Annotated in this window: 23 protein-coding genes and 1 tRNA gene; 17 read left to right on the top strand and 7 right to left on the bottom strand. The window is 58.6% G+C overall.

What is annotated here, in order from left to right; genetic code table 11:
- Positions 1 to 55 precede the first annotated feature (55 nt).
- Genes cysS through CR254_RS00680 form a run of 4 tightly spaced genes read left to right on the top strand, consistent with a single transcriptional unit; the run spans position 56 to position 4,619 of the window.
- On the top strand, positions 56 to 1,423 hold the full coding sequence (gene cysS / locus CR254_RS00695) for a cysteine--tRNA ligase (RefSeq protein WP_097927889.1): 1,368 nt from the start codon (positions 56 to 58) through the stop codon (positions 1,421 to 1,423).
- Positions 1,420 to 3,045: a citramalate synthase gene (gene cimA / locus CR254_RS00690; RefSeq protein ID WP_097927888.1), complete on the top strand. Its 1,626-nt coding sequence runs from the start codon at positions 1,420 to 1,422 to the stop codon at positions 3,043 to 3,045. The genes cysS and cimA overlap by 4 nt, the downstream gene beginning before the upstream one ends.
- A gap of 33 nt (positions 3,046 to 3,078) precedes the next feature.
- Positions 3,079 to 3,813, top strand: coding sequence for a class I SAM-dependent methyltransferase (locus tag CR254_RS00685; RefSeq protein ID WP_097927887.1), 735 nt, complete (start codon positions 3,079 to 3,081; stop codon positions 3,811 to 3,813).
- Positions 3,810 to 4,619 (top strand): phytoene/squalene synthase family protein, encoded by an 810-nt coding sequence (locus CR254_RS00680; protein ID WP_097927886.1) that lies wholly within the window; start codon positions 3,810 to 3,812, stop codon positions 4,617 to 4,619. The genes CR254_RS00685 and CR254_RS00680 overlap by 4 nt, the downstream gene beginning before the upstream one ends.
- Here the strand turns inward: CR254_RS00680 and CR254_RS00675 are convergent, their stop codons facing one another.
- The gene (locus CR254_RS00675; protein WP_097928849.1) at positions 4,620 to 5,843 is read right to left on the bottom strand and encodes an MFS transporter; all 1,224 of its coding nucleotides are present in this window, start codon (positions 5,841 to 5,843) and stop codon (positions 4,620 to 4,622) included. It lies immediately after the preceding gene.
- Positions 5,844 to 5,925: 82 nt separating this feature from the next.
- Here CR254_RS00675 and CR254_RS00670 point away from each other — a divergent pair, with 82 nt between their 5' ends.
- The 4 genes from CR254_RS00670 (at position 5,926) to CR254_RS00655 (ending at position 8,753) form a co-directional block, all read left to right on the top strand.
- A complete protein-coding gene (locus CR254_RS00670) occupies positions 5,926 to 6,567 on the top strand; it encodes an HAD family hydrolase (RefSeq protein WP_097927885.1) in 642 nt (213 codons plus the stop codon).
- Positions 6,564 to 7,196, top strand: coding sequence for a DNA-3-methyladenine glycosylase family protein (locus CR254_RS00665; protein WP_097927884.1), 633 nt, complete (start codon positions 6,564 to 6,566; stop codon positions 7,194 to 7,196). The genes CR254_RS00670 and CR254_RS00665 overlap by 4 nt, the downstream gene beginning before the upstream one ends.
- Positions 7,197 to 7,217: 21 nt before the next feature.
- On the top strand, positions 7,218 to 7,865 hold the full coding sequence (locus CR254_RS00660; RefSeq protein WP_097927883.1) for an alpha/beta hydrolase: 648 nt from the start codon (positions 7,218 to 7,220) through the stop codon (positions 7,863 to 7,865).
- 300 nt (positions 7,866 to 8,165) lie between these two features.
- Positions 8,166 to 8,753, top strand: coding sequence for an HNH endonuclease (locus tag CR254_RS00655; RefSeq protein ID WP_097927882.1), 588 nt, complete (start codon positions 8,166 to 8,168; stop codon positions 8,751 to 8,753).
- On the opposite strand, the gene CR254_RS00650 is transcribed toward CR254_RS00655, so the two are convergent.
- Both CR254_RS00650 and CR254_RS00645 read right to left on the bottom strand, forming a co-directional pair.
- A complete protein-coding gene (locus CR254_RS00650) occupies positions 8,750 to 9,217 on the bottom strand; it encodes a disulfide bond formation protein B (RefSeq protein WP_097927881.1) in 468 nt (155 codons plus the stop codon). The genes CR254_RS00655 and CR254_RS00650 overlap by 4 nt on opposite strands.
- Positions 9,214 to 9,792, bottom strand: coding sequence for a YqaA family protein (locus tag CR254_RS00645; protein WP_097928848.1), 579 nt, complete (start codon positions 9,790 to 9,792; stop codon positions 9,214 to 9,216). Before CR254_RS00645 ends, CR254_RS00650 begins: the two co-directional genes overlap by 4 nt.
- Positions 9,793 to 9,960: 168 nt before the next feature.
- Between CR254_RS00645 and CR254_RS00640 the strand changes: the two genes are divergently transcribed.
- Both CR254_RS00640 and CR254_RS18275 read left to right on the top strand, forming a co-directional pair.
- A tRNA-Leu gene (locus tag CR254_RS00640) sits at positions 9,961 to 10,045 on the top strand.
- Between the two features lie 253 nt (positions 10,046 to 10,298).
- Complete coding sequence (locus CR254_RS18275; protein WP_281252947.1) at positions 10,299 to 10,427, top strand: hypothetical protein; 129 nt, start codon at positions 10,299 to 10,301, stop codon at positions 10,425 to 10,427.
- 77 nt (positions 10,428 to 10,504) lie between these two features.
- On the opposite strand, the gene CR254_RS00635 is transcribed toward CR254_RS18275, so the two are convergent.
- Positions 10,505 to 11,422: a LysR family transcriptional regulator gene (locus CR254_RS00635; RefSeq protein ID WP_097927880.1), complete on the bottom strand. Its 918-nt coding sequence runs from the start codon at positions 11,420 to 11,422 to the stop codon at positions 10,505 to 10,507.
- 98 nt (positions 11,423 to 11,520) lie between these two features.
- Between CR254_RS00635 and CR254_RS00630 the strand changes: the two genes are divergently transcribed.
- The 4 genes from CR254_RS00630 to CR254_RS00615 all read left to right on the top strand — a co-directional run bounded on the left by CR254_RS00630 (position 11,521) and on the right by CR254_RS00615 (position 15,297).
- A complete protein-coding gene (locus tag CR254_RS00630; protein ID WP_097927879.1) occupies positions 11,521 to 12,300 on the top strand; it encodes a CmcJ/NvfI family oxidoreductase in 780 nt (259 codons plus the stop codon).
- 59 nt (positions 12,301 to 12,359) lie between these two features.
- Positions 12,360 to 13,148, top strand: coding sequence for an SDR family NAD(P)-dependent oxidoreductase (locus CR254_RS00625; protein ID WP_097927878.1), 789 nt, complete (start codon positions 12,360 to 12,362; stop codon positions 13,146 to 13,148).
- Positions 13,149 to 13,259: 111 nt separating this feature from the next.
- Positions 13,260 to 14,174: a 2OG-Fe(II) oxygenase family protein gene (locus tag CR254_RS00620; RefSeq protein WP_245851330.1), complete on the top strand. Its 915-nt coding sequence runs from the start codon at positions 13,260 to 13,262 to the stop codon at positions 14,172 to 14,174.
- Between the two features lie 136 nt (positions 14,175 to 14,310).
- Positions 14,311 to 15,297: a zinc-dependent alcohol dehydrogenase family protein gene (locus tag CR254_RS00615; RefSeq protein ID WP_097927877.1), complete on the top strand. Its 987-nt coding sequence runs from the start codon at positions 14,311 to 14,313 to the stop codon at positions 15,295 to 15,297.
- A gap of 64 nt (positions 15,298 to 15,361) precedes the next feature.
- Here CR254_RS00615 and CR254_RS00610 read toward each other — a convergent pair whose 3' ends face one another.
- The 3 genes from CR254_RS00610 to CR254_RS00600 all read right to left on the bottom strand — a co-directional run bounded on the left by CR254_RS00610 (position 15,362) and on the right by CR254_RS00600 (position 18,750).
- The gene (locus CR254_RS00610) at positions 15,362 to 16,810 is read right to left on the bottom strand and encodes a TRAP transporter large permease (RefSeq protein ID WP_097927876.1); all 1,449 of its coding nucleotides are present in this window, start codon (positions 16,808 to 16,810) and stop codon (positions 15,362 to 15,364) included.
- 3 nt (positions 16,811 to 16,813) lie between these two features.
- Positions 16,814 to 17,605 carry a TRAP transporter small permease subunit gene (locus CR254_RS00605; protein WP_097927875.1) on the bottom strand — a complete coding sequence of 264 codons (792 nt, stop codon included), beginning with the start codon at positions 17,603 to 17,605 and terminating at the stop codon, positions 16,814 to 16,816.
- Between the two features lie 92 nt (positions 17,606 to 17,697).
- A complete protein-coding gene (locus tag CR254_RS00600; RefSeq protein WP_097927874.1) occupies positions 17,698 to 18,750 on the bottom strand; it encodes a TRAP transporter substrate-binding protein in 1,053 nt (350 codons plus the stop codon).
- Between the two features lie 191 nt (positions 18,751 to 18,941).
- Between CR254_RS00600 and CR254_RS00595 the strand changes: the two genes are divergently transcribed.
- The 3 genes from CR254_RS00595 to CR254_RS00585 all read left to right on the top strand — a co-directional run bounded on the left by CR254_RS00595 (position 18,942) and on the right by CR254_RS00585 (position 22,495).
- A complete protein-coding gene (locus CR254_RS00595; RefSeq protein ID WP_097927873.1) occupies positions 18,942 to 19,694 on the top strand; it encodes a response regulator in 753 nt (250 codons plus the stop codon).
- Between the two features lie 134 nt (positions 19,695 to 19,828).
- Positions 19,829 to 21,646, top strand: a complete 1,818-nt coding sequence (typA, locus tag CR254_RS00590) for a translational GTPase TypA (protein ID WP_097928846.1) — start codon at positions 19,829 to 19,831, stop codon at positions 21,644 to 21,646.
- Positions 21,647 to 22,111: 465 nt separating this feature from the next.
- The gene (locus CR254_RS00585) at positions 22,112 to 22,495 is read left to right on the top strand and encodes a helix-turn-helix domain-containing protein (RefSeq protein WP_097927872.1); all 384 of its coding nucleotides are present in this window, start codon (positions 22,112 to 22,114) and stop codon (positions 22,493 to 22,495) included.
- Positions 22,496 to 22,509: the final 14 nt, after the last annotated feature.

Here is a 22,509-nt window from a genome sequence, read left to right as displayed (position 1 = left end):
TCAGAACCTGACCTGTTAAGCCCGCGCTGGGTTCCCCTCTGCGCAAGGCCTAACCATGACCAAGATTGTACTTCACGACACCAAGACCAAGCTGAAGAAACCGTTGGAGCCTGTGGTTCCCGGTAAGGTGGGCATGTATGTCTGCGGACCCACGGTTTATGACCGCGCGCATATCGGCAATGCCCGTCCCGTAGTCGTGTTCGATACGCTGTACCGGCTGCTGCGGCAGGTCTATGGCACCGATAACGTGACCTATGTACGCAACTTTACCGACGTGGATGACAAGATTAACGCCCGCGCGGCCGAGAGTGGACGCAGCATCTCCGACATCACCGAGGAAACCATCGGCTGGTATCTGGACGATATGGGCGCGATGGGCGCGTTAGAGCCGGATGAGGCCCCCCGTGCCACGCAGAGCATCGACGCGATGATCAAAATGACCGAGGAGCTGATTGCCAAGGGGCACGCCTATGCCGCCGAGGGGCATGTGCTGTTCTCGGTCAAGAGCGATCCCGAATATGGCTCGCTTAGCCACCGGAATGTAGACGATATGATCGCAGGCGCACGGATCGAGGTTGCGCCTTATAAGCGGGACGCGATGGATTTCGTGCTGTGGAAACCATCCGACGCCGACACCCCCGGTTGGGACAGCCCATGGGGTCGTGGTCGCCCCGGCTGGCATATCGAATGTTCAGCCATGGCGCGCGAAGTCTTTGGCGAGCGGTTCGACATTCATGGCGGCGGTAACGATCTGATGTTCCCGCATCATGAGAACGAGGCCGCGCAAAGCCGCTGCGCCCATGGCCATGACGGTATGGCCTCGATCTGGATGCATAACGGCATGTTGCAGGTTGAGGGCGCGAAGATGTCCAAATCGCTGGGCAACTTCTTTACCGTCAAGGACCTGCTGGATAAGGGCATTCCGGGCGAGGTGATCCGCTTTGTCCTGCTGTCCACTCACTACCGCGCCCCGCTGGACTGGACCGAACGCGGCGTTAGCGAGGCGGAGAAAACCCTGCGCAAGTGGCGAACGCTGACCGTGGGCATCGAGCCCGCAGCCACTGTGCCCCCCTCCGTGATTGCCGCGCTCTCCGATGACCTGAACACAGCGGGGGCGATTGCCGCGTTGCATGGTTTGACGGGCGATCCTGCGGGCCTGCTGGCAGGGGCGTCGATGCTGGGTTTCCTCAGCGATGCGCTGGGCGAATGGGCTGATGCGCCCGAGGTTGGCGATGCTGGCGCGATGATCGAGGCGCTGATCGCAGCACGGACGGAGGCGCGAAAGGCGAAGGACTTCGCCCGCTCCGACGCGATCCGCGATGGTTTTGCAGCCGCTGGCGTGATCGTAAAGGATACTGCTGATGGCGCGACATGGGAACTCGCCCCCGACTTTGACCCCGCAAAATTGGAGGGTTTGGTATGACCCGCGAACCCCTTTCGCTATTCGACACAACCCTGCGCGACGGTCAGCAAACCCATGGCGTGGATTTCAGCCTGGATGACAAGCGACGGATCGCGCAGGCCTTGGACGATCTGGGCCTTGGCTATGTTGAGGGGGGATGGCCCGGTGCCAACCCAACCGACAGCGATTTTTTTGACGCTGCGCCCAAGTTGAAAAATGCGACCTTCACCGCCTTTGGCATGACCAAGCGGGCAGGGCGATCCGCCGCAAATGATGACGTGCTGGCCGGTGTTCTGAACGCCGGTACGCCCGCCGTTTGTCTGGTAGGTAAGAGCCATGATTTCCACGTCACCACCGCGCTGGGCATCACGCTGGACGAAAACCGCGAGAATATTCGCGAGAGCTTTGCCCATATTGTTGCGCAGGGGCGTGAGACACTGTTCGATGCCGAGCATTTCTTTGACGGGTACAAGGCCAATCCGGATTACGCGCTGGCCTGTCTGCACGAGGCATATAATGCCGGTTGCCGCTGGATCGTGCTGTGCGACACCAATGGTGGCACCTTGCCCGACGAAATCGGGCGGATCGTGGGGGCGGTAATCGCGTCGGGCATTCCCGGTGCGAACCTTGGCATCCACACCCATAACGACACCGAAAACGCGGTCGCAGGCTCGCTGGCCGCTGTTGATGCAGGTGCGCGTCAAATCCAGGGAACCCTGAACGGATTGGGGGAACGGTGCGGCAATGCCAACCTGATCTCCCTGATCCCGACCTTGCTGCTCAAGGAACCCTATGCCAGCAAATATGATATCGGCATCCCGCGCGAAAAACTGGCCAGCCTGACAACGGTCAGCCGCATGTTGGACGATATCCTGAACCGCGTGCCCAACCGCCATGCCGCCTATGTTGGTGCATCCGCGTTCACGCATAAGGCGGGCTTGCATGCATCGGCGATCCTCAAGGACCCGACGACCTATGAGCATGTCGTGCCCGAGGAAGTTGGCAATGCCCGCGTTGTTCCCATGTCCAATCAGGCGGGCCAATCCAATCTGCGCAAGCGGCTGGAGGAAGCCGGCATCGCGGTTGAGAAGGGCGATCCGCGTCTGGGCCAGATCCTGGATGAGATCAAGCGGCGCGAGGATCAAGGATACGCATATGACAGCGCCAAGGGCTCGTTCGAGCTGATCGCGCGCGGTATCCTCGGTCAATTGCCGCAATTTTTTGATGTGGAGCGCTACCGCGTGATCGTCGAAAAGCGCCGCAATGCCAAGGGCGACAAAATCACCGTGTCCGAGGCCGTGGTCGTCGTGAATATCGCGGGTGAACGTATCATCTCCGCCGCGGATAGCTTTTATGCGGATAGTGAGGCGGATCAGGGTCCGGTTCACGCCCTATCCGCCGCGTTGCAGCGCGATTTGGGCCAATATCAAAGCCTGATCGACGATATGAAGCTGGTGGACTTTAAGGTGCGTATCACCAATGGCGGAACCGAGGCTGTGACCCGCGTGTTGATCGACAGCGAGGACGGGCAGGGCCGCCGCTGGTCCACTGTCGGCGTGTCCGCCAATATCGTCGATGCCAGTTTTCAGGCGCTTAGCGACGCGGTGACGTGGAAACTGATCCGCGATGGCGCGAAAGCATGATGGGCCTGCGCGGGTATTCAAGAAGGTGACGCCGTGACCGAACCACATCCGATATTCGTACTGCATCAGGGGCTTCTGCGTGAGGCCCCCGGTTCGGACGAAACGACCCTGCGCGCGCTGACGCTGGCGCGGGCGCAGGGCGATGCGCGGATTGCGGATATGGGATGTGGACCGGGTGCGGCCAGCCTTGTGGCATTGCGCGCTTTGCCCGAGGCGCAGGTGATCGCCATTGATCACCACGCCCCGTATCTGGAGACGCTGGAACATCGTGCCGCCGCCGCTGGTTTGGCCCGCCGCCTTGAAACCCGCGTGGCTGATATGGCCGCACCGAGGATTGCGGCAGGCAGTCTGGACCTGATCCTATGCGAAGGCGCGATGTATTTCATGGGGATTGAGGCCGCGCTGCATGCGTGGCGCCCCCTGCTGGCAACAGGCGGGCGGGTCGTGTTTTCCGAGGTAGTCTGGATCAAACGCACCGTACCCGAAGAGGCCCGCCTGTTCTGGATGGAATATCCCGAAATGACAAATCGCGACGGTGTGCGTGACCGTGTCGCCGCCGCCGGTTGGCGTGTGGTGGATGATTTCGTGCAACCGCGTGAGGATTGGGAGGTCTATCTCGGCCCTCTCGGCACGCGGGTGGAGGCATTGCGCCCCGAGGCGGATGAAACCCTGCGCGGCGTGTTGGATGGCGCACGGCAGGAGGTTGATCTGTTTGCACGGCATTCAGACGCCTATGCCTATGCAGTATTTGTGGTGGAGCCGATATGAGCTGGCATGATTGTGCGTCTTTGGTTGAAAAGGCCGACCCTGATCGGTTTTTGAGCGCGATGACCGCGCCGGAGGAAGGGCGCGCCGCGCTGTTCCCGCTCTACGCCTTTAACGCCGAGGTCGCGCGTGCCCCGTGGGTCACGTCAGAACCGGCCTTGGCAGAAATTCGTCTGCAATGGTGGCGTGATGCCATCGCGGAAATCTATGCCGGCAATACTCCGCGTCGGCATGAGGTGGTTGAGCCGCTGGCCGAAATTATCCGCTCCGCCAACCTGCCCCGCTGGCCGTTTGAGGCGCTGATCGATGCGCGGGTCTTCGATATCTACGCTGACGGTCATCTGGGGCGCCCAGCATTCGATGCCTATCTGGACGCGACCAGCGGTGGCCTGATGCGACTGGCCGTTATGGCCTGCGGTGATGACGCGGCGGAGCTGTCGGGCCATATCGGGTGGGCGCAGGGGGCGGCGGGATTGATCCGTGCCTTGCCCGCATTATGGGCCGCTGGGCGCGATCCGCTGCCCATTGCAGGTGATTTGCCGCGACAGGAGTTGCTGAACGGGAAAATGCCGGATGCCGCCGCAGATGCCATTCGCGCAGTTGCGCAGGACGGCTTGCAGCGATTGGCGAATGCGCAGCGAGCGGCGATCAGCGATAGTGCCAAGGCTGCTTTGCGTGCCGGTTGGCGCAGTCAGGCGACCCTACAGGCCGTTGCGCGTGACCCTGCGGCGATCTTCTCCGGCTTGGAAACCTCGGAGTTTCGCCGCAAGGGGGGGCTGCTGCTGCGCACCATGACGGGGCGCTGGTGACTAGATCTCGCGCCGCATCACATAGGTGATCAGCACAGCACCCGCCAGCACCAGGAACGGCACCATCGCGTAGTTTACCGCCGACCAGCCCAGCAGGACATCGTCCGCGCCTACGCCATTCATCAGGCCACCGGATGCGAAGCTGGCAACTGCCACCATGCCAAAGACGAGGAAGTCGTTGATGCCCTGCACCTTGGCCCGTTCCTCGGGTGCATGGGCCGAGGTAAGCATCGCCGTCGCGCCGATAAATCCGAAGTTCCAGCCCAGTCCCAGCAACACCAATGCGATGAAGAACTGGTTCAGCTCCACCCCGTTCAGCGCGACGACTCCCGCGCCGAGCAATAGGAACAGGCCAATCGCGATGATCTTCTCCGCGCCATAACGGGCGATCAGGTTGCCGGTAAAGAAGCTGGGCGCAAACATGGCCAGCACGTGGAACTGCACCACATGCGCCGCGTCATCCGTCGTGAACCCGCATCCAACCACGGCCAGCGGGGTCGAGGTCATCATCAGGTTCATCAGGGCATAGGACACCATGGCGCAGATGATCGCGGTGTAAACGCGCGGTTGCTTGAGGATTTCCATCAGCGGGCGGCCCGTACTGTCGCCAACTTTACGTGGAGCAGGGCGTGGCGCGTCCAGGAACAGGAACAGTCCCGCGCCGATAATGTTCAATACCACAATCGCGACATATCCGCCGGCAAAGGGTACTGGGGCCAGCGCATCGCCAAAGAACACCACCAGCTGCGGGCCGATGATCGCGGACAGCAAACCGCCCGCCATGACCCACGAAATCGCCTTGGGGCGCAGATCCTCGCTGGCGACATCTGTGGCGGCGAAACGGTAAAAACCTTGCGCACTCATATAGATACCGGTCAGGGCATGGCCGACCAGCAACAGCGCAAAACTGCCCTGATATAGCGCCATTACGCTAATCGCCGCGCCAATGCCACCAGCCGTCACACCGGTTAGAAACCCTGCGCGGCGGCCATATTTGCCCATCAGCATCGACAGGACGGGCGCGGAAAACATTGAAACCAGAACCAGAATGCTGATCGGCACCGTCGCCAGCAGCTTGTTAGAGGCAAGGACCTGCCCCGCAAGCCCGCCCAGCACAAAGGTAATGGGCATTTGCGCACCCATAATCCCCTGCGCCGCGACAAGGACACGGACGTTGCGCATCGTGCGCTTATCATCGACAAGTGGGCGGGTTGGTTCGGTCATGGCTGTCATACGTGTTGTTTTGACGTGATGGCGCGTGAAGCGCAACGAATCTTGCGTATGGATACATTCAAAAGGCGGGCACATGATACAGGCCGTAATTTTCGACTGCGACGGCGTGCTGGTGGACAGTGAGCATCTGACAAACCGCGTGATTTGCGAAAACCTAGCCGCGCGCGGACTGGAATGGACCGAGGATGTCATCATGGATCGCTTCGTCGGCGGCACGATGACGGCGGTCGGGCAGGCGGCGGCGCAGGCCGGTGCGCGGATCGAGGAAAACTGGGTCAGCGCGATTTATGAGGAAATGTATGCCGTTCTGGCGAAGGAAGTGACCGAAGTCGCAGGCGTTACCGATCTGCTCAACTGGCTGGATGCGCAGGGAATCCCCTATGCTGTCGGCTCGAACGGTACGATGCGTAAGATGCTTGTCACGCTGGGCCGCTGCGGTTTGACGGACCGATTGGACGGGCGTTTGCTATCCGCGCAGGAGGTTGGGGCCTCGAAACCCGCGCCGGATGTCTACCTCGCCGCGGCGAAGTTGTTGGGCGTGGAGCCATCGCAGGCCGTGGTGGTTGAGGATAGTGCGACCGGCGCGCGCGCTGCCCGTGCCGCCGGTATGACCTGCTATGGTTACGCGCCCGAGGATGATGGCGCAAAACTGGCCGCTGTTGGTGCTGTGCCATTCCATGCAATGCGCGACTTACCCGCGCTGCTGCGGCCATGAGTGTTGGTCGGATAGTTCAGACAGATCAGGATGTTGTGGAGGGGATGGCGTGGCTATCCGCCCACGATTCCCGCTTTGCCCAGGCCTATGAACAGACAGGTCCGTTGCCCCTGCGCCTGCGCGATGACGGATATCCGGCGATGCTATCCGCGATCGTTAGTCAGCAATTATCGGTTGCCGCGGCGCGTGGTATTTGGGGCCGGTTGCAGGCTGCCGGTGCCTGCACGCCACAGGGAACCGGTGCGTTGAGCGATGAGGAGCTGCGGGCCTGTGGCCTGTCGCGGCCCAAGATTAAATATGTGCGCGGCCTGCTGGAGGCCGATGTTGATTTCGCTGCCCTACGCACCCTGCCGGATGACGAGGTTGTGGCGCGCTTGGTCGCGCTAAAGGGTGTCGGCGTTTGGACGGCCGAGATTTACGCGATGTTCTCGCTAGGGCGGGCGGATGTGTTCGCGCCCGGTGATTTGGCCCTGCAAGAGGGCGCGCGGATATTGTTCGATCTGCCCGAGCGGCCAAAGGAAAAGCCGCTGCGCGAAATGGCAGAGGCATGGTCGCCATGGCGTTCGGTGGCGGCAAGGTTGCTATGGGCCTATTATCACGTAGTGAAGTCCCGAGAGGGTATAGTCTAAATTTATGAACGAAGGGTTCACATGACCAAATTGACCGGACCACGCCGCGATGCGGCCTCGGGCGAGGCATCTGCGCTCGTTATTTTGCTGCACGGATTCGGGTCCGACGGCAACGACCTGATCGGGTTGGCTGATCCGTTGGCGCCACATTTGCCTGATGTGACCTTTGTCGCGCCGAATGCGCCACAGAAATGTTCCGTTAATCCAATGGGATATCAGTGGTTTCCGATCCCGTGGATGGATGGCTCCAGTGAGGTCGAGATGGGGCAGGGATTTGCATCCTCCACCGATATTCTGAACGCCTATCTGGATGAAATGGCTGAGGAATTTCCGGCGGAGCGCACCATTCTGATCGGGTTCAGTCAGGGTACTATGATGTCGCTGCATGTCGGGCCGCAGCGTGCGGCGCAACTCGCTGGTGTTATTGGTTTTTCCGGTCGTTTGATGCGGCCCGAAGGGCTGTCTGGTGCGGTGTCGAAGCCACCTATCCAGTTGATCCACGGTGACGCGGATGAGGTTGTTCCGCCCAGCAGCATGCCTGAGGCAGAAAAGGCGCTGAAAGCGGCCGGTTTCGACGTTTCCAGCCATGTCAGCCCCGGTGTCGGGCATGGAATCGCCCCCGATGGGCTGTCGTTGGCATTGCATCGTATTCGGGGTTGGTTGGCCTGAAACGGCGGGCTGCTTTCCGGCTGGAAAGTGGCTGCTATGTGGCTGCGCACTAAAGCAGTCGGGATTTTGCGATGTGGCGGAGCTTTGATAAGGCTCCGCCACAGGTGTATTTGCGCATAAATTATGGGTACTAAGTACAGTGTCACCATGCCGTCATGGCGGGCGACTATACGGTCGGGGACGATGCCCCGCATCTAGAGGCTTGATCGGTTTCGAGGGGTAGATATAGTTTGCGCACTGGGACGGGCTTGTCCCGTCTCCGATGCCCTGATGGGCGGGAAGGGACGGGAGCGGAGTCCGATGACCGAGACCTCATTTGCAACGAATTTTGTACGCTCGCCGGGCAATCTGCGAGAGCATCCAGCATTGGTGCTGAACGCGGATTACAGGCCGTTGAGCTATTTCCCATTATCGCTGTGGCCCTGGCAGGAGGCGGTTAAGGCCGCGTTTCTGGATCGGGTGGATATTCTGGCTGAATATGACGCGGTGGCGCACAGCCCCAGTTTCGAGATGAAGCTGCCCTCGGTCGTGGTGCTGAAGGATTATGTACAGCCTGCGCGGCGTGCCGCCTTTACCCGATTTAACCTGTTCTTACGCGACGGATTCACCTGCCAATATTGCGGCAGTCAGGGCGAGATGACCTTTGACCACGTGATCCCGCGGGCCCGTGGTGGGCGTACAACGTGGGAAAATGTGGTGGCGTCCTGTGGGCCGTGTAACCTGCACAAGGGGTCCAAGACGTTGGAGCGGGCGGGAATGGTTCTGCGCAAGGTGCCGCGTCAGCCAACACCCGGTGAATTGCAAAATGTCGGGCGGCGGTTTCAACCCAACTTCATGCATAAAAGCTGGATTGATTTTCTGTATTGGGATGCGGAGCTGGACGCCTAGTCGTCAGTATTTGACGCCGCGACCCAGATCCCGCCCAGCACCAGCGAGAACAGTGCGTTCCAACCGGCCATAGAAATGCCGAGGAAGACCCAAGCGGCCTCATCACAGCGCACAACGCCCAGCGGGCCGTCGAGGTTGAGCAGGTCGCCGCCGCCCATACCGCCAAGGGTGTTGCCGGTGCCCGCGCAGGAGGTAATCCCCTCCCACCAATTCCATTCCACGCCTGCATGGAACGCGCCGATGCCCGCGCCGATCAGAACGGCCAGTGCGGCCAGTCGTGCGGCATATTTGCGCGCGGCAGGGATAAAGGCGAACACGCCCAGCACGATCGCAATTGCGTGCGGCCAGCGCTGCCAGATGCACATCTGGCACGGCGCCAACCCGCCAACATATTGGAACAGTAGCGCACCACCCAGCAGAGCGATGGAGCCGAGAAGGCCGATAGTGACTAGAAAGCGGCTCATAGATACCTCACGGCAAAAAATCCAGCGATGAGCAGCACCATGAACAGGGTGAACATCAGGCCCAAACGCTTCTCAATAAAGGTGCGGATTGGGGGGCCGAACTTCCACAGCAGACCCGCCATAACGAAAAAGATGATCCCCCGTGCCGCGATGGAGGCAATCAGGAACGTGCTGAAATCCAGCGCCGTTGCACCCGATGCAATGGTGATAATCTTGTACGGAAATGGCGTCAGTCCCGCGAACAGGACGATCCATGCGCCGTGCTCGTTATAGTTCCCGGCAAATTCCGTGAACAGCTCGGCCTTGTGATAGAATTCGAGGATGGGCAGGGCGACGCTGTCAAACAGGGCCGCGCCGATCCAATAGCCCAGAATGCCGCCTGCAACACTGGCAACCGTGGCAATCAATGCGATGCGCCATGCGGCCTGTGGTTTGGCGATGACCATCGGGATCAGCAGCGCATGTGGCGGGATCGGAAAGAACGAGCTTTCGACAAAGGCGACAACGGCCAGCACCCACAGGGCCCAAGGGCTCTCTGCCAATGCGATGGTAAAGTTATACAGCTTACGGATCATGCGCATAGCGGTAGCAGGGCGGTTGAACCCTGTCTATCGGGCTGTTTCAAATCGTTGAAATTTCGGTGGGGTGGGCTTGCGACGGCAAAAATATTTCGAAATTTGTGCCGCAAAGCGTGGCAGGTGCTTGACGCTGCATTCAAGGTCAGGCTATCGGAAGGGCACTGGGCCCGTGTGGCGGAACTGGTAGACGCAGCGGATTCAAAATCCGCCGCCGCAAGGCTTGCCGGTTCGAGTCCGGCCACGGGTACCAGAGCTTTGTTCTACCATTCACAACGTTGAAATTTGCCGCTTATTTGTCCCAAGCGCCAATGGCGTGGGACACTTTGACTATAATCTGATGCCAGAGATTGCCTGTATTGCATCCGCTGCGAGTCGGGACCGGGCAGCACTCGATCTGAATGGGCGTTCGTGCGCATTTGGGATGTCAAAGCGGACTGTTTACCGGTGTGTCCATAGCCAGGAGCAGTTGTTCCAGACGCTGATGCATCGATATACAGGAGCAGTTGACGGATATGTGGCGTGCACAGGCACGCATATTCATGTCGCTGGATATCATGAACGCCAACTCAGCGTCATTCGAGGAAATGCTGGAGCAGGCGGCGGATGGCTTGCTGGACATGCGAAACTCATGACAGGCGGAGGGGATCGGTGCGATGATCGAAAGCACCGTCAACATGATGTTAAGCTATTACGGCCCCTCGCGGCGGGCCTAATCTGTTGGTGGTGCGTTCCAGATTGCGTCCTTGCCGATATTGTCGATCAGGAAATCGATGAATACGCGGACCTTGATCGAGACAACGTTGCTTTTGGGATAGATCAGCCACAACGCCGGATTGTTCGCCATTTCGTAATCCGGCAACACGCGCTGCAAGGTGCCGTTGGCCAGTTCCTGATGGACCAACCACAGTGAATTGACGGAAATACCTGCGCCCTGCAACGTGATCTTTTTCTGGGTTAAACCATCGTTCAACACCATTCTATGCGCGGCGCGTTTCGGGCTGAACTCTGCAACAGTCCCGTCTGATTTTAACAGCCCCTTTGGGTCGAGGTTGCTAAAAGCAATCAGCCGATGTGCGGGCAGGTCGGTGGGCGCAATCGGGGTGCCGTGCCGCTTCAGATAGTCCGCGGACGCGCACAGGATGCGCCTGTCATCGGCCAGTTTGCGCGCGGTTAGGCTGCTATCCTCCAGCACCGAGTTGCGCAGGGCGAGGTCATAGCTGCCCTCGATCAGGTCGAATTGCGTGTCTGACAGGTGCAGGTCCAGAGTCAGATCGGGATGTTTATCCATGAATGCAGGCAGCAGTGGCGCGATGTAGAGTTGCGCAAATGTGCTGGGTGCCGCGAAACGTAATGTGCCGCTGACCTTGGTTTTACCCCTGCCCAAGGCGGCGAGGGCTTCCTCCTCCTGCGCGATCATTTCCCGTGCATAGGGCAGGAAATCCTGTCCTTCTAGTGACATAGACACCTTGCGCGTAGATCGGTGCAGCAGGTCAGCGCCGACAAAGCGTTCCAGCTTTGCAATCCGCGTGCTGGCCACTGCGGGGGTCATGCCCAGCGTGCGCCCAGCCGAGCTGATGTTGAGTGTCTCACATGTCAGTACGAAAAGGCGGAGGCTTTGAATGTCCATATTTTATATTTTTTCGATATACTGAAATCAAATCTGGCCAGTTTTTATAATTTCTGAGGGTGCTAAGTCAATCTACGAGACGAAACGTGGAGAGATCGATGACCCAGATTGCGACAGTGAATTACCTTGTGCACAAAGCTGAACGCCAAGCGTTCGAGCTGGATGCAGGCGGGATCACGGGAAATCTGATTTCGCCGGAATTGGCCCCGACGCAGGTACGGGTCGCGGATGTGCGTGCGATGGCCGGTGCCACCGGTTTTGCGAATGACTCCGTGGGTTTCGCAAATTTTCCAACACAGGTGCGATCCTATGAGGGTGGGCGCGATTGGCAGCAGACCTATGATGCGGAGATTTCGCAGCTTTTGACGCAGGAAATCGGCGCGAAGGACGTTGTCGTTTTCGATCATACGGTGCGGGTTGATCGGGCTGATGCCGGCCGAAAGCCCGCTCGAAATGTGCATAGTGATTACAGTCAGCACGGGGCCGAGCAACGCTTGATCGACATATTGGGTGCTGAACAGGCCGCCATTTGGGCCAAGGGGCGATACGCCTTTGTCAATGTTTGGCGTCCGGTCGGGGCGCCGATCAACTCCGCTCCGCTGGGGTTCATTCTGCCCTCTAGCGTGATGGCGGAGGACTGGATTCTGATTGATCTGATCTATCCTGATCGCATGGGTCAGATTATGGGCGTGGCCGCGAATGCGGATCATCAGTGGATTTATATGTCCACGATGACACCGGATGAGGTCGCCTATTTCAACATTTACGACAATCAGGGGCGCGCCTCTATCGGGCATAGCGCGCTGGATATGATCGAGAATCCAGACGTTCACACCATTCGCCGCAGTATCGAAAGCCGGACCGTGGTGCGGCTGTAGCGCCGCCAGCGGATTGTTATAGCTCCGATTTCGGGGCGCACAGATTGAAGGAATATCAAATGACCAAAGCTATCCTCATCACCGGCTCCACCGACGGTATCGGGTTGCTGACCGCACAGACCTTGGCCGCGCAGGGGCACACGATTTTGCTGCATGGTCGCAGTCAGGCTAAACTGGATGCCGCGCAGGAAAAGGTCGGGGGCAACACCCACGCCTATACCGCCGATCTATCGCGGATGGCTGATGTGCACGCGTTGGCCGCGATGATCCGCAGGGATCACGCGCAGCTTGATGTCATCATCAACAATGCGGGCCTGCTGAAAAGCCCCGTAACCGTCACGCAGGATGGGTATGATGTGCGCTTTATGGTCAATACCTTTGCGCCATATGTGCTAACCCGTGCGCTGCTGCCGATCATGGCGAAGGACGGGCGCATTGTGAACCTGTCCTCGGCAGCGCAGGCACCTGTTGATCTGAAGGCTTTGCACGGCCGCAAGCAGTTGCCGGACTTTGACGCCTATGCGCAAAGCAAGCTGGCGATCACGATCTGGTCGCAGGAAATGGCCCGCGAATTGCCTGATGGTCCGGCGGTTCTGGCAGTTAATCCCGGCTCGTTGTTGGCATCCAAGATGGTCAAAGAGGGCTTTGGCATGGCGGGCAATGACCTAAATATCGGGGCGGATATTTTGCGAGAGGCAGCGCTAGGCGCATCATTTTCGGGGAAATCTGGCACTTATTTCGACAATGATAGCGGCCAGTTTTCCCAACCCCACTCAGCGGCCCAAGACGCTGGTCACATCACGGCGGTGATGCAGGGCATCACGGATGCCGTGGCCGCGTTGGGCTGATCCACACATCCATTACCGACGGCACGCCGCCCCATTAGTGCGGCCAGTGCGTGCCGTAACTCCACCGAAAATCAGCGCGGGGTTTTGACCGGCGCCCATATTGAGAGAAAAATGATGCAAGCTACCGCACTTGAAAACGCCCGCGCGATTGAACGGCCAACACGGGCTGAAATGTTGCAGCGAACGCCATCTGTGCACAGGTTCTGGGAGCAGAACCGTGAGTTGTTCCAAGAGGCATGGGCGGGATGGGAGCAGACCGATGCGGCGCGCGAACTGACCCTTGATGCCTCGCTATACGATCCGGCATTACGCACCGCTGTTGAGCAAGCATGGCAGGACCCGTCCAAGGAGGGCGCGGTTAAGGATCTGTGGCAGGAGGTATTCCCCGGTGTTTACCAGACGCAGTTCTTTGATCCGGCGCAGCTAGAGGTATTGCGCGATTACCTTGGCAAAACCGCGGATGCGCAAATTCCGCTGCGGCCGCCCTATGGCATTTCGCTGAACCGTGGCGGGGCGATGCTGGATCCACGGTCCGAGGGATATCTGGCCGCGCCGAATTTCCAGGCGTTTTATCAGGGCTTGATGGATGCATATATGCGGCCAATCTCGCGGCTGCTCTTTCCGGATATCGTTGGCTACGACACGCAGACCTTCGGGTTCTCGATCCAGTGGCAGGCTGATGCGGATACCTCGCTGCGTGCGCATACCGATGCGTCCTCGGTGACGTTGAACATCAACCTGAACCTGCCGGGTGAGGAATTTTCGGGGTCCGGCGTTCGGTTCTTTGACAGGGAAACGCGCAAGGTTAGCGAGCTGAGCTTCGCGCCCGGTACGGCCCTGATCCACCATGGCAGTGTGGCGCATGAATCCATGCCCATCACGCAGGGTGAGCGGTCCAATATCGTGCTGTGGCTATATGGCGATCATGGGCAAGTGCCCCGTCATGGCGCGCCGCATCAGGCGATTGATGCCCGCACGCGCTGGTCTGTACCGGCGGCTAAAAGCGACGGCTTCGCCCCGTTCTGAGGGCGGCGTGCCCTCTATAGGACCGTAGCTGCTAATTATATGCAAAACCGGAAAACTGAATGTCTGATTGGGTAAATTTACCTGCGATCAGAATAATATAAACCGTCCCCATCACACATTCCCAAGGATACTTCCCATGAAAGCCACGACCATTACAGCTTACGGCGAGAACGCTAAATTCGAAGCGGTGGACCTACCAAAACCCGAAGTGACACAGGGCCACGTCGTCGTTCGCGTTGCAGCCAGCAGCGTTAACACGATTGATACGATGATCCGCGCAATGGGCACCGATTTGCCGCTGTCACCTGCGCTGCCCGCGGTTTTGGGCATGGATTTCGCCGGAGTTGTCGATGCCGTGGGTGAGGGCGTAACAGGCTTCGCCGTAGGGGATGAGGTTTATGGCTGCGCTGGCGGCTTGGCCGATTTGCAGGGTGCGCTGGCCGAGTTCATGCTGGCCGATGCGAAGCTGATCGCACACAAACCAAAAAACCTGACGATGCGTGAGGCGGCTGCCATGCCTCTGGTTGGTATCACCGCTTATGAGGGCTTGCAGCGCGCAGGGATCGCGGCGGATCAAAAAGTGCTGGTTCAGGGCGGGGCAGGTGGCGTTGGTCATCTCGCCGTGCAATTGGCCAAGCATTTTGGCGCTGATGTTTATGCAACCGGCACCGGTGCTGCGCAAATGGATGTGATCACGGGATATGGCGCGACGCCGATTGATTTCGCCGTTGAGAAGGTCGCGGATTATGTTGCGGCATATACGGGCGGCAACGGTTTCGACGTTATTTTCGATACTGTTGGTGGCGGCAACATGACGAACTCGTTCGAGGCTGCGGCGCTGAATGCCAACATCGCCTCGACCGTTGCGCTGTTGGAGATTGATCTGACGCCTGCGCATTTTAAGGGGCTGTCATTGCATATCATATTCATGCTGTTGCCAATGCTGCACAATCACAAGCGGGAACAGCACGGTGCGATCTTGGCCAAGCTGGCGCAGATTGTCGATGCGGGGGCGCTGAAGCCACTATTGGACGATCAGCAATTCGACGCCAATTCGGTCGGTGCGGCCTATGATCGTCTGGCAAGTGGTCAGGCGATCGGAAAAGTGGTCGTAGACGTTTAAGCGTCACTGGCCAGGCCGTTAACGGGCGCTCCGCAACATAGCGGAGCGCCCAATGATTTAGGAGCTAGTTGCCATAGGCCACACTGGGTAGCCACGTTACCAGCGCCGGAAACTTGAACACGATGAACAGTCCCAGCAATTGCAGCAGCACAAACGGGATGATGCCGCGATAGATGTGGCCCAGCGTGATGGATGGCGGGCACACTCCCTTTAGGTAGAACAGCGCAAAGCCGACCGGTGGCGTCAGGAACGAGGTTTGTAGGGTCACCGCCACGAGGATGGCGAACCAGACGACCTCTGGGTCGCGCACTTGGTTAAAGCCCTCGATGTCCAAGCCCAGCTCCAGAATGATCGGCAGCATCAGGGGCATGATGATCAGCGTGATCTCGATCCAATCCAGCAGGAAGCCCAGCAGGAACACGATGAACAGGATGAACAGGATAACCGCGTAGGGCTCATCAAATGCACCTGTCACCAGCGCCTGCACGATCTCATCCCCGCCATAACGCCGCAGGATGAAGGCAAAGAAGTTCGCCGCCAGAAAGATACCCACGATATAGCCGGTGGAGTTCATGGTGGAACGTCCGACCTCCTTCAGCACCTTAAAGCTGAGGCGCCCATTAGCGAAGGCCAGCGCGGTTGCACCTGCTGCGCCCAGGCCTGATGCCTCGGTCGGGGTGGCGAAACCGGCAAAGATTGAGCCAAGCACCAGCAGGATCAGCAGCATTGGCGGCAGGACGGCCAGCAGGACCTCCTTGATTACCGGCCAACCCACATCGCCTGTTTTTTCAGGCACGGGCATCGCGGACGGGTTCAACAGGCCGTAAATCACGATAAACGCGATGTAGAGCACACCCAGCAGTAGCCCGGGGAACAGCGCTCCCATGAACAGATCGCCCAGCGAGATTGCTAGCTGGTCCGACATAATCACCAGCATGATCGATGGCGGGATCAGGATGCCCAACGTTCCGGCGGAGGCGATGGTGCCTGTCGCGATCGGTTTCGAATAGTTCTGCGCCATCATCGCGGGCAGGGCCATCACGCCCAGCAGTGTCACGGACGCGCCGATTACTCCGGTAGAGGCGGCGAGGATAATCCCGATCAGCAGCACCGTCAGGCTAAGCCCACCGCGCAGGCCGCCGAAGAGCTTTTGCATCGCATGCATCATCCGCTGCGCCACGCCGGACTGGTCCAGCATCAGGCCCATATAGATAAACATCGGCAGCGCGACCAACACAGGGTTCTGGATCAGGCCACCAAAGATACGCCCGCCCACCGCGCCAAGGCGGCGATAATCGATGCCGATGCGATCAAATTCGATCACATCACGGAACAGTTGCCGCGACGGGTCGAGGAACAGTTCGGCAATCAGGGTAAAGATCAGGCTGACCCCGACCAGCGCATAAGCCACAGGCACGCCGGAAAACAGCAGCCATATAAAGGTGAGGAACATTGCCAACACAGAGATCTGGTTGACGTCGAGATAGGGGGCAATTGCTTCGAGGAGGAACATGGATCAGCTCTTTCGGCGCAGGGCATAGGCCGCGCCAATCAGCAGCGGGGTGGCGATGAAGGTGAAGAGCATGGTCCACAGGACCTCGACCCCCAGAACGGTGGTGGTGTCAAAAATCGGCTCGCGCGTGATGCGGCGTGCCTCAAGCTCGTCCGACCCAAACAGGCGGATCACCCAGTATAGGGAGTAGTAGATGCCCAGATTGATCAGGAACATGGTTGAGGGCAGGGCAAACAACATTTGCTTCCACAGGTGGGGCACTGTCAGGCGGCGCAGCTCGCGGTAATAGGCGGCCCATGTGGCGATGCCGACAAATAGAAAGGTCACATTGCTGACCGACTTCAGCAGGTACAGGTGGTGCAGGCCATTGGGGCTGCTCGATCCCTCACCCGACGCGACGGAGGTCACGGCGTAGTGGAACGACACATCCCATGCGAGGATGATGAACGGCAAAAATAGCCAAGCGAGGCCGAAAACCTCGATCCTTGCCTTTTTCTCGGGCGCGAAATTGGCGTGGAAAATATCGACGCGAACATGGCTTTTCGTGGTCACGGCAAAGGCGACGCCAATGATAATTGCAACGCCGTAGATCCACCATTGCAGGTCGTCCAGCCACGCCTGATTGTGGCCTAGCGAGCGCAGGATCACCTGCGAACAGATCGCGATTACCAGAATTGGCCACATCCACGATGCAATATTGGAAACCGCTACGACAAAACGGTCGATGGGGGTTTGTTCCGCGCGCGCAATCTCGCCCGGATCGGTGATGGCGACGAAGTCATCTTCGGAGGTCATGGTTGCTGTTCCTGATCGGTAAATGCCGTTGAAAAAGGGCGGCCCCGGTGAGGCCGCCCCTGATCCGTCAATGCACTATCGGGCGATGCCGATCAGTTGCGTGGACGTGGCAGATAGATGTTGTCGCTCCAGACGGAATATCCTTCACGGAACTCACCCAGATCGGCCCAAACCTCAGCGAAGAACTCGTCCTCGGCAGCCAGATCGGCAGCAACCTCGTTCCATGTCGTCTCAAACAGGTCGAGCATTTCTGGCGACCAGTTTTCAATGGAAACGCCGTTTTCCTCGGTGTTCTCACGCATGGCGTCGAAGTTTGTCGCCTCACCCTCGGCATAGTTGTCGGTGATGTTGGCGAGGCAGGCGACCTCGATCTGGCGCTGGGCGCGATCGTCCAGATCCTCCCAGACGTCCTTGTTGATCAGCAGCTCGAACATCGTTGCGGGCTGGTGCCAGCCGGGGAAGTAGTTGTATTTCGCGATGTTATAGAAACCGAGGCGGGCATCGATCCGCGGCATGGAGAATTCGGTCGCGTCAATCGCGCCACGCTCCAATGCGGGGAAGATATCGCCACCGGCCAGCAGGGATGTGGACACGCCCAGACGCTGCATAACCTCAGCACCCAAGCCGAAGAAGCGCATGTTCAGGCCCTCAAGATCCTCAACGGATGTGATCTCGTTCTTGAACCAACCGGAGGTTTCGGGCGCAATGATGCCGCAGGGCTGAACGTGAACGTCATAGCCATTGTCGTCATACATCTGCTGGAACAGCGCCTGACCGTCATCATACAGCATCCATGCGAGGAATTCGCCTGCCTCGGGGCCGAACGGCACAGCGGCGAACAGCGACGCGGCCGTCATCTTGCCCTGCCAATAGCCGGAGGTCGTATAGGCAGCATCGATCGATCCGTTGGATACGGCGTCCAGCGCCTCCAGCGTCGGGACCAGCTCACCGGGGTTGAAGTGCTCGAACTCCACGGATTCCGAAATGCCGTTGATCTTCTCAACGAAATTTACGCCGGCCGTGCCGAGGATGGGCAGGTTTTCGGAAAAGGCAGATGTCATTTCGAGCGTTTGCTGCGCAGACACAGCAGTTGCAGCCATCGTTGCACACAGGGCTGTCCCCGCAAGAAGCCGAGTAAAGGTCATGGTGTATCCTCCCTAAGGATCTAAAGAGCGTTGTCGCTTGGTTTTTTTATTGCGACCCCAATAGGGGTAACAGCGTACCTCGTTGCGTCAAGCGTTTTGGTCAATTTGTCAGACCAAAGCGGGCTTCGTAGCGTTAACCAAATATTTTCCCTGTCCCGTGAAGGTGATTCCAGCGTTGGAGGAGAATCCCCATGGACATGTTTGAAAATGACAATCGCGCCCCCGGTGCGCGATATTCTGGAAATGTGGTCGGTATACGCTTCCGGCCTGAGCGTAACGAGCCGGTGCTGCCCCGTGTGCATAGTAGGCCGAATGTTCTGATTATTGAGGATAGTGCAGCAACCGCTGACACGACCGGCTTGCTATTGCGCGCGGCTGGCGCACGGGTGCGGTGGGCGGATTGCCTGCAATCAGCGGAACGGCATTTGCGTGGCTTTGCGCCGGAAACGGTGATCGTTGATCCGGGTTTGCCGGATGGCAGTGGGCTGGAGCTTGTCCGCCGGTTGGTGCTGCTGGGCAGTGCCCGACCGCGGATAGTTGTGATTTCGGGCGATGAAAGTTTGCATGAGGCCGCGTTGAACGCCGGCGCTGATCAGTTCTTGGCCAAGCCGGTTCCAGCAGCGGTGTTATTGCGTGAAATCGTGGTTGATCCGACCGGCCTGAAGCCCAGTATTTCGGGCGCGCAACCTGTTGCACCGTCATTGCTGGCTGATTTGCAGCGTGCGCGGTTACAGGTTTTGCGGGCGGCATTGTCGGGAAAAGCGCAGGAAATGGACTATCCGGTGCAATTTTTAACATCTCTTGCGCGCAGCGGCGAAATGGCGGAGCTTTCCCGACTGCTGGATAGGCTGTCAAACGGGCTGGATGGCCCGCGTGAGTTGGCTGCGGGCCTTGCGCGGCTGATAGATGTACAAGCCGCCAGAGAGGTGCCTGTACGGGCCTGAAATGGCCCAAAGAGCGTAGCGCAAGTCCTGCATTGGGGGCATGGCGCCATGTTGCGGTGCAATCTTTGCTGGCCATGGGCGCGAAAATGATGTTGAACGCGCGCGATAGTTTCCCGCACCGATCGGATACCCAAATGGACCTTCGCAACATCGCGATCATCGCGCACGTGGACCACGGCAAGACGACGCTCGTCGATGAGCTGCTCAAGCAGTCCGGCTCCTTCCGCGCCAATCAAGCCGTCGCCGAGCGCGCGATGGATAGTAACGACCTGGAACGTGAGCGGGGGATTACCATCCTCGCCAAGGCGACCAGCGTCGAGTGGAACAACATTCGCATCAACATCGTTGATACGCCAGGCCACGCCGATTTCGGTGGTGAGGTTGAGCGTATTCTGTCGATGGTTGACGGCGTTGTGTTGCTCGTGGACGCCGCTGAGGGGCCAATGCCCCAGACGAAATTTGTAACCTCCAAGGCGCTGGCCCTCGGCCTGCGCCCGATTGTGGTTCTGAACAAAGTAGACAAACCCGACGCGGAGCCTGACCGGGCACTGGACGAGGTTTTCGACCTGTTTGCGAACCTCGATGCTGATGAGAATCAGCTCGATTTCCCGGTTCTTTATGCTTCGGGCCGCAATGGCTGGGCCGACGATACGCTGGAAGGCGATCGTAAGGACCTGGACGCACTATATAAGATGGTCGTTAAGCACGTTCCCGCACCTGCACAGATCGCACGTCGTGAGGAGCCATTCACCATGCTGGCGACCACGCTGGGCGGTGACCCGTTCCTTGGCCGCATTCTGACCGGTCGTGTTGAGAGCGGAACCCTGCGCGCAGGTACGCAGATCAAGGCGTTGAGCCGCGACGGCAAGGAACTGGAGCGTTTCCGCGCAACCAAGATCCTCGCGTTCCGTGGCTTGGGCCAGCAACCAATCGACGTGGCAGAGGCGGGCGATATCGTTTCCATCGCGGGGATGAGCAAATCGACCGTGGCTGATACGCTATGCGACACCTCGATCACCGAGGCGATCCCGGCACAGCCAATCGATCCGCCAACTATTACTGTTACCTTCGGCATCAATGACAGCCCGCTGGCCGGTCAGGATGGCGATAAGGTTCAGTCGCGCGTTATTCGCGACCGCCTGATGAAGGAAGCTGAGTCCAACGTCGCGATCAAGATTTCGGACACGCCCGGTGGCGAAGCGTTCGAAGTTGCCGGTCGCGGCGAATTGCAGATGGGTGTTCTGATCGAGAACATGCGTCGCGAGGGCTTTGAGCTGTCCGTTTCGCGCCCGCAGGTTCTGTTCCGTGAGGAAGAGGGCAAGCGTCTGGAGCCAATCGAGGAAGTCACCGTCGACGTGGACGAGGAATATTCCGGCGTTGTGGTTGAGAAGCTGGCACAGCGTAAGGGTGAGCTTCAGGAAATGCGGACCGCCGGTGGTGGCAAGACCCGCATCGTGGCGACTGTACCGTCGCGCGGCCTGATCGGTTATCACGGCGAATTCCTGACCGACACGCGCGGTACGGGCGTTCTGAACCGCGTGTTCCATTCGTGGGCCGAGTATAAGGGTAGCATTCAGGGTCGCCGTCAGGGCGTTCTGATCTCGATGGAGACAGGAACCAGTGTACCCTACGCGATCTTCAACCTTGAGGACCGCGGCAAGTTCTTCATCGGTTCGGGTGAGAAGGTCTATCAGGGCATGATCTTGGGTGAGCACAACCGGGACAACGATCTGGAAGTGAACCCGCTCAAGGGTAAGAAGCTGAGCAACGTTCGCGCCTCGGGTAAGGATGATGCGGTTGTTCTGACCACGCCAATCCGGATGAGCCTGGAAGAAGCGATTGCGTATATCGACAATGACGAGCTGGTTGAGGTTACACCTTCGTCCATCCGTCTGCGTAAGCGCTATCTGGACCCGAACGAGCGTAAGCGGAATGCGCGCAGCGCGGGCTAAGCTAAAATTTTAGGTATTTAGGACGGGCCCGCCATGTGCGGGCCCGTTTGCATTTGGGATTAATCGCCACAAAATGGGGCCACTCAACCTGATGGGGAGTGATCTAGCGCGTCGTTTCGATTTTGAGCGCTAGATATAGTGGTGATAGGGCGATCGAGATCAATTTTCGACGGTGAGCTGATCGAACGGGATGTCAAATGTGCTAAGCAGCGTGCAATCGCATTTTGCAATAAACTTAAGGTTGTGTGCGTATTGCATTGCATATTGCGAATATGCTCTGTTTTGAATGTGGCCAAAAGGTGTTTTCCCGCTGAGCGTGTGTTAAATAATTGTCGCGCTGGCGATATTTTGCTCACTTCAATTTTGCTGATCTGCCCGATTTCGCCTTATTTTCAACTTGGCACGCTTCTTGCATATACTGTCATAAGTTTGGGTGGCGAAACAGTTAGGGCAAGGGAAGATATAATGAAACATCCCGTAGATGTGCATGTAGGCAAACGTATTCGCCACCGCCGTTGGATGGTTGGCATGACCCAGCAGCAATTGGGTGATCTGGTTGGTATTAAATTCCAGCAAATCCAGAAGTATGAAACCGGCATGAATCGCGTTAGTGCTTCGCGTCTGTGGGATATTGCGCATGCAATGAATGTAACGATCAACTTTTTCTTCGAAGGACTTGATGCTGATGCGCGCGACGCTGCAATGGCTGATATGGAAACGACCAGCGAAAAGGGTGATTTGATGGTAGATCGTGAGGCACAAGAACTGGTGCGCTCCTATTATTCCATCCCCGAGGAACAGCGCCGCCGTTTGTTCGATCTGGCCCGAGTGTTAAGCGACGTGGCCTGAGCCCATGCCCCGTG

Origin of the sequence: Pontivivens marinum (assembly GCF_900231835.1) — a bacterium.
GTDB lineage: Bacteria > Pseudomonadota > Alphaproteobacteria > Rhodobacterales > Rhodobacteraceae > Pontivivens > Pontivivens marinum.
This window is presented reverse-complemented; position numbering and strand designations above follow the sequence as displayed.

Excerpts from the sequence above, each read along its gene's own strand:
- cysS (WP_097927889.1), top strand. The coding sequence starts at position 56 with ATGACCAAGATTGTACTTCACGACACCAAGACCAAGCTGAAGAAACCG.
- cimA (WP_097927888.1), top strand. The coding sequence starts at position 1,420 with ATGACCCGCGAACCCCTTTCGCTATTCGACACAACCCTGCGCGACGGT.
- CR254_RS00680 (WP_097927886.1), top strand. The coding sequence starts at position 3,810 with ATGAGCTGGCATGATTGTGCGTCTTTGGTTGAAAAGGCCGACCCTGAT.
- CR254_RS00675 (WP_097928849.1), bottom strand. The coding sequence starts at position 5,843 with ATGACCGAACCAACCCGCCCACTTGTCGATGATAAGCGCACGATGCGC.
- CR254_RS00670 (WP_097927885.1), top strand. The coding sequence starts at position 5,926 with ATGATACAGGCCGTAATTTTCGACTGCGACGGCGTGCTGGTGGACAGT.
- CR254_RS00665 (WP_097927884.1), top strand. The coding sequence starts at position 6,564 with ATGAGTGTTGGTCGGATAGTTCAGACAGATCAGGATGTTGTGGAGGGG.
- CR254_RS00660 (WP_097927883.1), top strand. The coding sequence starts at position 7,218 with ATGACCAAATTGACCGGACCACGCCGCGATGCGGCCTCGGGCGAGGCA.
- CR254_RS00655 (WP_097927882.1), top strand. The coding sequence starts at position 8,166 with ATGACCGAGACCTCATTTGCAACGAATTTTGTACGCTCGCCGGGCAAT.
- CR254_RS00650 (WP_097927881.1), bottom strand. The coding sequence starts at position 9,217 with ATGAGCCGCTTTCTAGTCACTATCGGCCTTCTCGGCTCCATCGCTCTG.
- CR254_RS00645 (WP_097928848.1), bottom strand. The coding sequence starts at position 9,792 with ATGATCCGTAAGCTGTATAACTTTACCATCGCATTGGCAGAGAGCCCT.
- CR254_RS00635 (WP_097927880.1), bottom strand. The coding sequence starts at position 11,422 with ATGGACATTCAAAGCCTCCGCCTTTTCGTACTGACATGTGAGACACTC.
- CR254_RS00630 (WP_097927879.1), top strand. The coding sequence starts at position 11,521 with ATGACCCAGATTGCGACAGTGAATTACCTTGTGCACAAAGCTGAACGC.
- CR254_RS00625 (WP_097927878.1), top strand. The coding sequence starts at position 12,360 with ATGACCAAAGCTATCCTCATCACCGGCTCCACCGACGGTATCGGGTTG.
- CR254_RS00620 (WP_245851330.1), top strand. The coding sequence starts at position 13,260 with ATGATGCAAGCTACCGCACTTGAAAACGCCCGCGCGATTGAACGGCCA.
- CR254_RS00615 (WP_097927877.1), top strand. The coding sequence starts at position 14,311 with ATGAAAGCCACGACCATTACAGCTTACGGCGAGAACGCTAAATTCGAA.
- CR254_RS00610 (WP_097927876.1), bottom strand. The coding sequence starts at position 16,810 with ATGTTCCTCCTCGAAGCAATTGCCCCCTATCTCGACGTCAACCAGATC.
- CR254_RS00605 (WP_097927875.1), bottom strand. The coding sequence starts at position 17,605 with ATGACCTCCGAAGATGACTTCGTCGCCATCACCGATCCGGGCGAGATT.
- CR254_RS00600 (WP_097927874.1), bottom strand. The coding sequence starts at position 18,750 with ATGACCTTTACTCGGCTTCTTGCGGGGACAGCCCTGTGTGCAACGATG.
- CR254_RS00595 (WP_097927873.1), top strand. The coding sequence starts at position 18,942 with ATGGACATGTTTGAAAATGACAATCGCGCCCCCGGTGCGCGATATTCT.
- typA (WP_097928846.1), top strand. The coding sequence starts at position 19,829 with ATGGACCTTCGCAACATCGCGATCATCGCGCACGTGGACCACGGCAAG.
- CR254_RS00585 (WP_097927872.1), top strand. The coding sequence starts at position 22,112 with ATGAAACATCCCGTAGATGTGCATGTAGGCAAACGTATTCGCCACCGC.